General features: G+C 64.2%; 9 protein-coding genes. 2 read left to right on the forward strand and 7 right to left on the reverse strand.

The window, feature by feature from the left end; genetic code table 11:
* Window positions 1-7 precede the first annotated feature (7 nt).
* The gene (locus tag L0C59_RS05705) at window positions 8-982 is read left to right on the forward strand and encodes a P1 family peptidase (RefSeq protein ID WP_243090237.1); all 975 of its coding nucleotides are present in this window, start codon (window positions 8-10) and stop codon (window positions 980-982) included.
* Here L0C59_RS05705 and L0C59_RS05710 read toward each other — a convergent pair whose 3' ends face one another.
* The 7 genes from L0C59_RS05710 to L0C59_RS05740 form a co-directional block, all read right to left on the reverse strand.
* The gene (locus L0C59_RS05710) at window positions 983-2,005 is read right to left on the reverse strand and encodes a S1C family serine protease (RefSeq protein ID WP_243090238.1); all 1,023 of its coding nucleotides are present in this window, start codon (window positions 2,003-2,005) and stop codon (window positions 983-985) included.
* 55 nt (window positions 2,006-2,060) lie between these two features.
* The gene (locus L0C59_RS05715; protein WP_279232540.1) at window positions 2,061-3,158 is read right to left on the reverse strand and encodes a YwiC-like family protein; all 1,098 of its coding nucleotides are present in this window, start codon (window positions 3,156-3,158) and stop codon (window positions 2,061-2,063) included.
* 31 nt (window positions 3,159-3,189) lie between these two features.
* Window positions 3,190-3,567 carry a hypothetical protein gene (locus L0C59_RS05720; protein ID WP_243090239.1) on the reverse strand — a complete coding sequence of 126 codons (378 nt, stop codon included), beginning with the start codon at window positions 3,565-3,567 and terminating at the stop codon, window positions 3,190-3,192.
* Window positions 3,564-3,860 (reverse strand): AraC family ligand binding domain-containing protein, encoded by a 297-nt coding sequence (locus L0C59_RS05725; RefSeq protein ID WP_243090240.1) that lies wholly within the window; start codon window positions 3,858-3,860, stop codon window positions 3,564-3,566. The genes L0C59_RS05720 and L0C59_RS05725 overlap by 4 nt, the downstream gene beginning before the upstream one ends.
* Window positions 3,829-4,056 (reverse strand): DUF542 domain-containing protein, encoded by a 228-nt coding sequence (locus L0C59_RS05730; protein ID WP_243090241.1) that lies wholly within the window; start codon window positions 4,054-4,056, stop codon window positions 3,829-3,831. The genes L0C59_RS05725 and L0C59_RS05730 overlap by 32 nt, the downstream gene beginning before the upstream one ends.
* A 47-nt stretch (window positions 4,057-4,103) precedes the next feature.
* Complete coding sequence (locus L0C59_RS05735) at window positions 4,104-4,529, reverse strand: RrF2 family transcriptional regulator (protein WP_243090242.1); 426 nt, start codon at window positions 4,527-4,529, stop codon at window positions 4,104-4,106.
* Between the two features lie 184 nt (window positions 4,530-4,713).
* Window positions 4,714-5,112, reverse strand: coding sequence for a YbaN family protein (locus L0C59_RS05740; protein WP_243090243.1), 399 nt, complete (start codon window positions 5,110-5,112; stop codon window positions 4,714-4,716).
* A 174-nt stretch (window positions 5,113-5,286) separates the two neighbouring features.
* On the opposite strand from L0C59_RS05740, the gene L0C59_RS05745 reads away from it, so the two are divergent.
* Window positions 5,287-6,385, forward strand: a 1,099-nt coding sequence (locus L0C59_RS05745) for a multicopper oxidase domain-containing protein (protein WP_243090244.1), incomplete at its 3' end; no start/stop codon positions are given.

Consider the following 6,385-nt stretch of genomic DNA (forward strand, 5'->3'; position numbering starts at 1 on the left):
TGGTCCCATGGCGGAAGCCTTGGCAGGCAGCCGGGCCCTCCTTGCTGGGCTCGGGGTGGGGCATTTCACGGACCTCGAGGCCCTCACCGGCTCCACCGTGGTCCTGGCGGAGGAGGGCTGGGTGGGAGCGGTGGACGTGCGGGGGGCGGCCCCCGGTACCCGGGAGACGGACCTCCTCTTGCCGGAAAACACCGTGGAGAAGGTGCAGGCCATCCTGCTTACCGGGGGAAGCGCCTTCGGCCTGAGGGCGGCGGATGGGGTCATGCGCTACCTGGCGGAGAGGAAGAAGGGCTTCTTCACCCCGGGGGGCGTGGTGCCCATCGTGCCCGCGGCGGTCCTTTACGACCTGGGCCGGGGAAGAGCCCACCGCCCGCCGGGGGAGGACGCCGGGTACCAGGCGGCCTTGGCCGCGGGGGAAAGGGTGGAGGAAGGCAGCGTGGGGGCGGGAACCGGGGCGGTGGCGGGTGGGGTCAAGGGTGGGGTGGGCTTGGCGGGGTACCTTCTGGAGGAGGGGTACCAGGTCATGGCCTTGGTGGCGGTGAACAGCCTGGGCCGGCCCTTTGACCCCAGGACGGGGAAGCTTTACGGGGAGGATCTCCTGGCGGAGGAGGAAAGAGCCCTTCTTCCGGACCGCTCCCGTTACCAGGGGAGGCCTGAGGACTACCGCTACCCTTTCCTTTTGGGCCAGAGCACTACCCTGGCGGTGGTGGCCACGGATGCCCCCCTGAGCAAGGCCCAGGCCAAGAGGCTTGCCATCATGGCCCAGGATGGGATCGCCCGGGCCATCCGTCCGGCCCATACGCCCCTGGATGGGGACCTGGTCTTCGCCCTGGCCCTGGGGGAGGGGAAGGGGGTGGACCCCTACACCCTCTTGCGCCTTGGGGCCTACGCCGCCGATGCCGTGACCCGGGCGATCCTTCGGGCGGTTCTCCTTGCGGATGGTGTGCCGGGGATTCCCTCTTATCGGGACCTCATGGGGTGATCACCTGCCAGGAAAGGGGGCGAGCTCCGCCTCCACCTGTAGGACCTCCCCGCCCCGGCGCACGCTAAGGCGGATCCTGTCCCCCACCTGGTAGCGGCGCACCTCCCGCAGGAGGTCCTCGAAACTGTTCACCTTGACCCCGTTGACCTCGAGGATCACATCCGGCACCCCTCCTGCCTCCAACCCCCTTAGCCCTGCCCGGTGGGCGGCCCCGCCCGGAACCACCTCGCCCACCAGCACCCCACCTGGGGGCAGGCCCAGCTCCCGGGCCAGCTCCGGGGTTAAGGCCCTGGGCCCCCTCAGGCCCAGATAGGGCCAGTAGCTTCGCTTACCCCCTTCCATCCCCGACAGGACCTGGTCCCGGCCCAGGAGGGGGGTGAAGAAGCTGCGGAAGCCCTCCTCCGTCTGGCCGATGGCCACCGCCACCCCCACCGCCTTCCCCTCGAGGTCCAGCACAGGTCCGCCCGAGTCCCCAGGGGAGAGGGGCAGGCTGGTTTCCACCAAACCTGAAGGCAGGAAAGGCGAGGGGTCCACGAAAAGGCGGGTGATGCGCCCATACCGGGGGGCGATGAACTGGTTGCGCCCGTTGCCGATGTGCAAGACCGCTTCCCCCACCTGGGGGCGCCTTTGCGTTTCCAGGGAAAGGAGGGCGGGGGCTTGGGCCTCCGTGGCCAGGATGGCCAGGTCCAGGGGTTCGGCGAAACCCAGGAGGGTGGCCGTGGCCCGCTTTTGGTTGGCGAGCACCAGGGTATAAGGCCCGCCCTCCGCCACCACGTGGTAGGCGGTGAGGACCAGGCCCTCCCGGTAAAAGAACCCCGTGCCCCGGCCTCCCTCCGGGCCATCGATGCGCAAAACGGCGGGATGGGCCTTGGCGTACACCTCCTGCAGGCGTTCAGGTGGGGCCTGGGCCAGCTCCCAAGCCACATCTCCCGACCCACCCCAAGGCGGTGCGGGCTGGCTCCACAGGGCATAAAGGGCCCCGGCCAAGGGAAGGAGGAGGAGAATCCCCCAGGCTTTCCTCATGCTTACATTTTCCCAGGGAGCGGAAGGGGGAGGGTGGTTTTGGCCACCATGGGCCTCAGTGCCAAAGAAGGAGGAACCCCAGGAGGAGGAAGCCGACCCCGGGCCAGGGGTGGGGCTTTTTCAGGAGGAGGTGAAGGAGGGCCACCCCGATAAGGGCTAAAAGGGGGTGGGGAAGGGGTTTCCAGAAAAAGGCCAGGTAGAGGAGGCCCAAGAGGGCATTCAGGTCGTAAAGGCCCAGCAGGATGCGCACGGGCCTGTTGACCTCCTTCCGGAGGAGGAGGTAAAGACCTGCCAGAAAGGCCAGGCCCACCAGGGCCCATCCCAGGAACCGGTGCAAAAGGGGCACCCCCAAAAGGGCGGTGGGAAGGCCCTGGAGGGTGTAGCCCAAAGCGGTGGCCAGGACCACCAGAAGGCCAAAGCCCATCTGTGTCCAGCCGATGACCTTGGCTTCCACCGGTGGCCTTAAGAGGGCCAGACTTCCATACAGGGCCAGGAGGAAAAGGGCAAGGGTGGTGGGAGCGGGCAGAAGCCCCTGGCCTTGGAGGAGGAGGGCCAGGAGTAAGGAGGCCCAAAGGGCCAGGTGGGCGGGGTAAAGCTTAGGGTTACTTCCCCGGGCCCTGAGCACCTGGGTACGGGCGTAGTAGAGGGCGGCCACATCCCTCAGGGCCAAGGCCAGGAAGCTTCCCAAAGCGGTCTCCGGCCCAAGGCCCCCGGCCAGAACCCCGGCTGGGGCCAAGGAGGCCATGGCCAAGGCGGCGGCCACCTCGGGGAAAAGGTCCCGGGAGCGGTTTAGGGCATCCGCCCAGAGCATGTAGGCCCCCAAGGGCAGGGCCAGGAGGAGGGGAAGGAGGAAGGGGCCTTGCGCGGTCAGGGCGGTAAGGAGAAGGCCGAGAAGGGCCAAGGCGGAATAGGCCCCGCCCACCTTCAAGGCCAGTTGGGTACGGGGGTAGCGCTTCCCCTTCCGTAGGTCCTGGTAGGCCAACTTCAAGGGGTGCCGGGCCAAGAACCCGAAAAGGCCCAGGAGGGATAGCCCCAGGGTGTGGGGTCCCGGCGAGAGGAACAGGCCGAGGAGGAGGGGTTCTAGGGTAAACCCCCAGCCCCCGTGCTCCGTGGGGAGGGCCACGCTCTTAAGGGGAACACTGGTCGCACGCATACTCTTCTCCTTGGTAAGGTCCGAAGAACCCTTAGCGCCAGAGTACTTCCAGCATGAGGAGGACGAAGAGGCTCCCTGCCAAAAGCGAAAGGAGAGCGAAAAGCCCCCATATCTGGGTTCCAAGCCCCAGGCCCCAGGCTAAGGCCATCCCTAGAAGTCCGAGGTTGGCCAAGAGCACCTGGAAGAGAGCCAGTCCTGGCCTACGGAAGGCCACCCCTCGGAATCGGGGCAAGGCGTGGTAGGCCACCCCGTAGATCATTAGGCTCACGAAGCCCAGAAGTTGCATGTGGGCGTGGGCGGGCCTCCAGCTGTAGGGCACGAGGCCCAGGCCTAGAAGCAGGCCCACCAGCCCCGCGGCCAGGAACCAGAGGAGGGCGGTGGTGAGGGCCAGCCGGCTCGCCGGAATCATGGCCTGGGGGTGATGATGCCAAGCACCAAAAGGGTTCCCTCCCCGGCTTTGGCCCCATGGGCTTCCCCGGGCTCTACCGCCAGGAGGGTGCCCGGGGTGGCGGGGAGGGTGCGCTCCCCGGCCCACAGGACGCCCTCCCCCTCGAGGCAAAGGAGGTGCACCCTTGGCTCCCCTTGGCCCCGCACCTCCTGCCCTTTTTGCAGGCTAAAGAGGACCAGGCGTACCTCCGGGTGGTCGGCCAGGAGCTCCACCCCGCGGACCTCACCGTAGCGGGCCTTCTTCTGAAGGTTCATATCCTCGCCTCCCCAAAAAGGCCAGGAGGGCAGTTAACACCTCCTCTGGGTTCTTCCCCGCTTGGCGGGCGGCTTCTTCCAGGGGATCGGCCCCGCCGCAGCAGGTATCTATACCCAACTCGTTGAGTAGGCTCACCGCTTCCGGATAGCGTTGGAGCACCTCGTTTACCGTGGTCTTTAAGGTGAGTTCCACCATACCCTCCTAAGCTTGGCGCCCATGGGGGTTTACCGCCATGACCTGGGTCAAGCGGTCTTGGTGGTCTCGGGCAGGAGGTCCTTTAGGGTGAAACCTGCAAGGGTTTTCCGGATCTCCTGGTTCATGCGCACCAGGCTTGGCTTTAGGTAGCAGAATCCCCGCCTCTCCTCGGTGGGGCAGCGCTTTAAGGTGGCGCAAAGATCTATGGCCACGGGACCGGAGAGGCTTTCCATCACCCTGAGGAGGGTGATCTCCTCTGGGGGAATCCGGAGCCACACCCCCCCGGTCCGGCCCATGCGGCTTTCCACCAGGCCTGCCTTGGCCAGCTTGGAGAGAACCTTGGCCATGAAGGCAGGAGGGGCCTTGAGCTTGGCGGCGACCTCCGCCGCGCTTAGGCCGGGTTCCTCGGCCAACAACAAAAGCGCATGGAGAGCGTAGGACTCCTCGCGTCTTAAGAGGCTCCGCACCGGCATGCTTACATGGTAAACTCCCAGCAAGAGGGTGGCCATTTATGGAGGGCAGGGGAAGGTAAAGGCTCCCCCAAACTGGAAATTGTCCCCAAAGCTCCCAGGAAGGCACTTGACCGCTCCCAAACCGTGTCCGGGGAAAGGGAGCTCGTGCCCATCCCGGGAAGACCGGGATGGGCCCTTGGGTTTTCTAGCCCTCTGGGAGCTCTTGGTCTTTTGGGCCTTCCTCCGGCGCTAGGGTGGGGACCCGCGACCAGATGAAGTAGAGGCCATAGGCGATAAGGAGGAGCACGGCTACTTGGCCTGCAGGATGGGGTAGGCCGTAAGCGCTTATGCCCGCTGCCCCCAAGGCCAAGGCCGTGGCTAGGACCTTGGTCTTTTTGGAGATGCCCCGGCCTTCCCGGTAGTTTTTCACCAAGGGGCCTACCTGGGGTAGGGAAAGGAGCCAGGCCTCGAGGCGGGGGTGGCTTCGGGAAAAGAGATAGGCCGCTATCAGGAAAAAGGGGGTGGAGGGGAGGATGGGGAGGAAAGCCCCTAAGAACCCTAGCCCCGTGAAGAGCAAGCCTAAACCCACAAAGGCTAGCCTCATGACCTCGAGGATATCCCTATCCCTGCATGCAACGCTTTGACCGAGGTCAAGGGTAGGTAAGGTGTTCGGCGCGAGTATCCTACTTTGGGACATTTGTCACAAGGACACCTGTCCTTGGGAGGTGGTGCTAAAACACGGATGTAGAGGTCCGAGTAAGGACCTAGGAGGTGAAAGATGCGCAAAGTTTTAAGCATACTCGTAGGGTTGGTTTTAGGGGTTCCGGGCATAGCGGTGGAAAGGCACTTTACCCTCGAGGCCCGCTCTAGCATCTTCGAGGTGGATAAAGGGGTTTACCTCAGGGGCTTCTCATTCAACGACATGAGCCCTGGGCCCATGCTGGTGGTGGAGGAGGGGGATACCGTATACATCACCCTTCGGAATTCGGATAGCGTTACCCATGGTCTGTCCATCCATGCCGCCAACACTCAGACCTCGAGGTTCCTGGGCAATGTCCAACCGGGGGAAACCCGGGGGTTCAGCTTTACGGCAGATTTTCCTGGGATTTTTATGTATCACTGCGCCCCTGGGGGTCACGGCATTATGGCCCACACCATGGGGGGCCAGTTTGGGATGATCGTGGTGGAGCCCAAGGAGAAGTATCGGATGGAGCGGGAGCTCGGCCGGGGGCCGGACCTCAAGCTCTACATAATCCAGAGTGAGGTTTACGCTTCAGGGCGCGATTTTTACGATGGAAAGGCCCTTTACGTGATGTTCAATGGTAAGAACTTCCGTTATGTACACGAACCCATACCAGTTCGTCCCGGGGACTATCTGCGCATCTACTTTCTTAACGTTGGGCCTAACCTTACCAGCACGTTCCACATAGTGGGCGGGGTCTTTGAGTACCTGTACTACCAGGGCAATCCGAAGAACCTTGTGGTGGGCTCCCAGACCGCTTTGGCGGGGCCGAGCGATTCCTGGGTCATCGAATGGCGGGTACCGCCGGTAGAGGGGGATTACGCTCTGGTAACCCATGTCTTCGGTACCGCTATCAAGGGGGCTTTGGGGATCCTGCGGGCCAAGAAGGACGCACCCCGGATCCCAGAGGTGCGGGCGGAAGGTATTCCCGGGGTAAAGGAAATCCCCGCTACCGCCAAGCGGGTGGTAGATCCGTATGGGCTTGCTTCCCCCAGCCACGAGCACACCGTGCGGGTGCCCCTGGATCCTGCCCTGGCTCAGCCTGTCGCTGTTGGGGCCAAGGCTTTAGAGCCCCTTCCCTATGTACACGTCAAAACCTCCATAGGGCATAACCCCAAGGGACTTCCGCGCCTTC

Source organism: Thermus neutrinimicus (assembly GCF_022760955.1).
Taxonomy (GTDB): Bacteria; Deinococcota; Deinococci; order Deinococcales; family Thermaceae; genus Thermus; species Thermus neutrinimicus.

Bases quoted from the DNA above. Each gene is read 5' to 3' on its own strand.
- L0C59_RS05740 (WP_243090243.1), bottom strand. From the start codon at position 5,112: ATGAGGCTAGCCTTTGTGGGTTTAGGCTTGCTCTTCACGGGGCTAGGG.
- L0C59_RS05725 (WP_243090240.1), bottom strand. From the start codon at position 3,860: ATGAACCTTCAGAAGAAGGCCCGCTACGGTGAGGTCCGCGGGGTGGAG.
- L0C59_RS05720 (WP_243090239.1), bottom strand. From the start codon at position 3,567: ATGATTCCGGCGAGCCGGCTGGCCCTCACCACCGCCCTCCTCTGGTTC.
- L0C59_RS05705 (WP_243090237.1), top strand. From the start codon at position 8: ATGGCGGAAGCCTTGGCAGGCAGCCGGGCCCTCCTTGCTGGGCTCGGG.
- L0C59_RS05710 (WP_243090238.1), bottom strand. From the start codon at position 2,005: ATGAGGAAAGCCTGGGGGATTCTCCTCCTCCTTCCCTTGGCCGGGGCC.
- L0C59_RS05730 (WP_243090241.1), bottom strand. From the start codon at position 4,056: ATGGTGGAACTCACCTTAAAGACCACGGTAAACGAGGTGCTCCAACGC.
- L0C59_RS05715 (WP_279232540.1), bottom strand. From the start codon at position 3,158: ATGCGTGCGACCAGTGTTCCCCTTAAGAGCGTGGCCCTCCCCACGGAG.
- L0C59_RS05735 (WP_243090242.1), bottom strand. From the start codon at position 4,529: ATGCCGGTGCGGAGCCTCTTAAGACGCGAGGAGTCCTACGCTCTCCAT.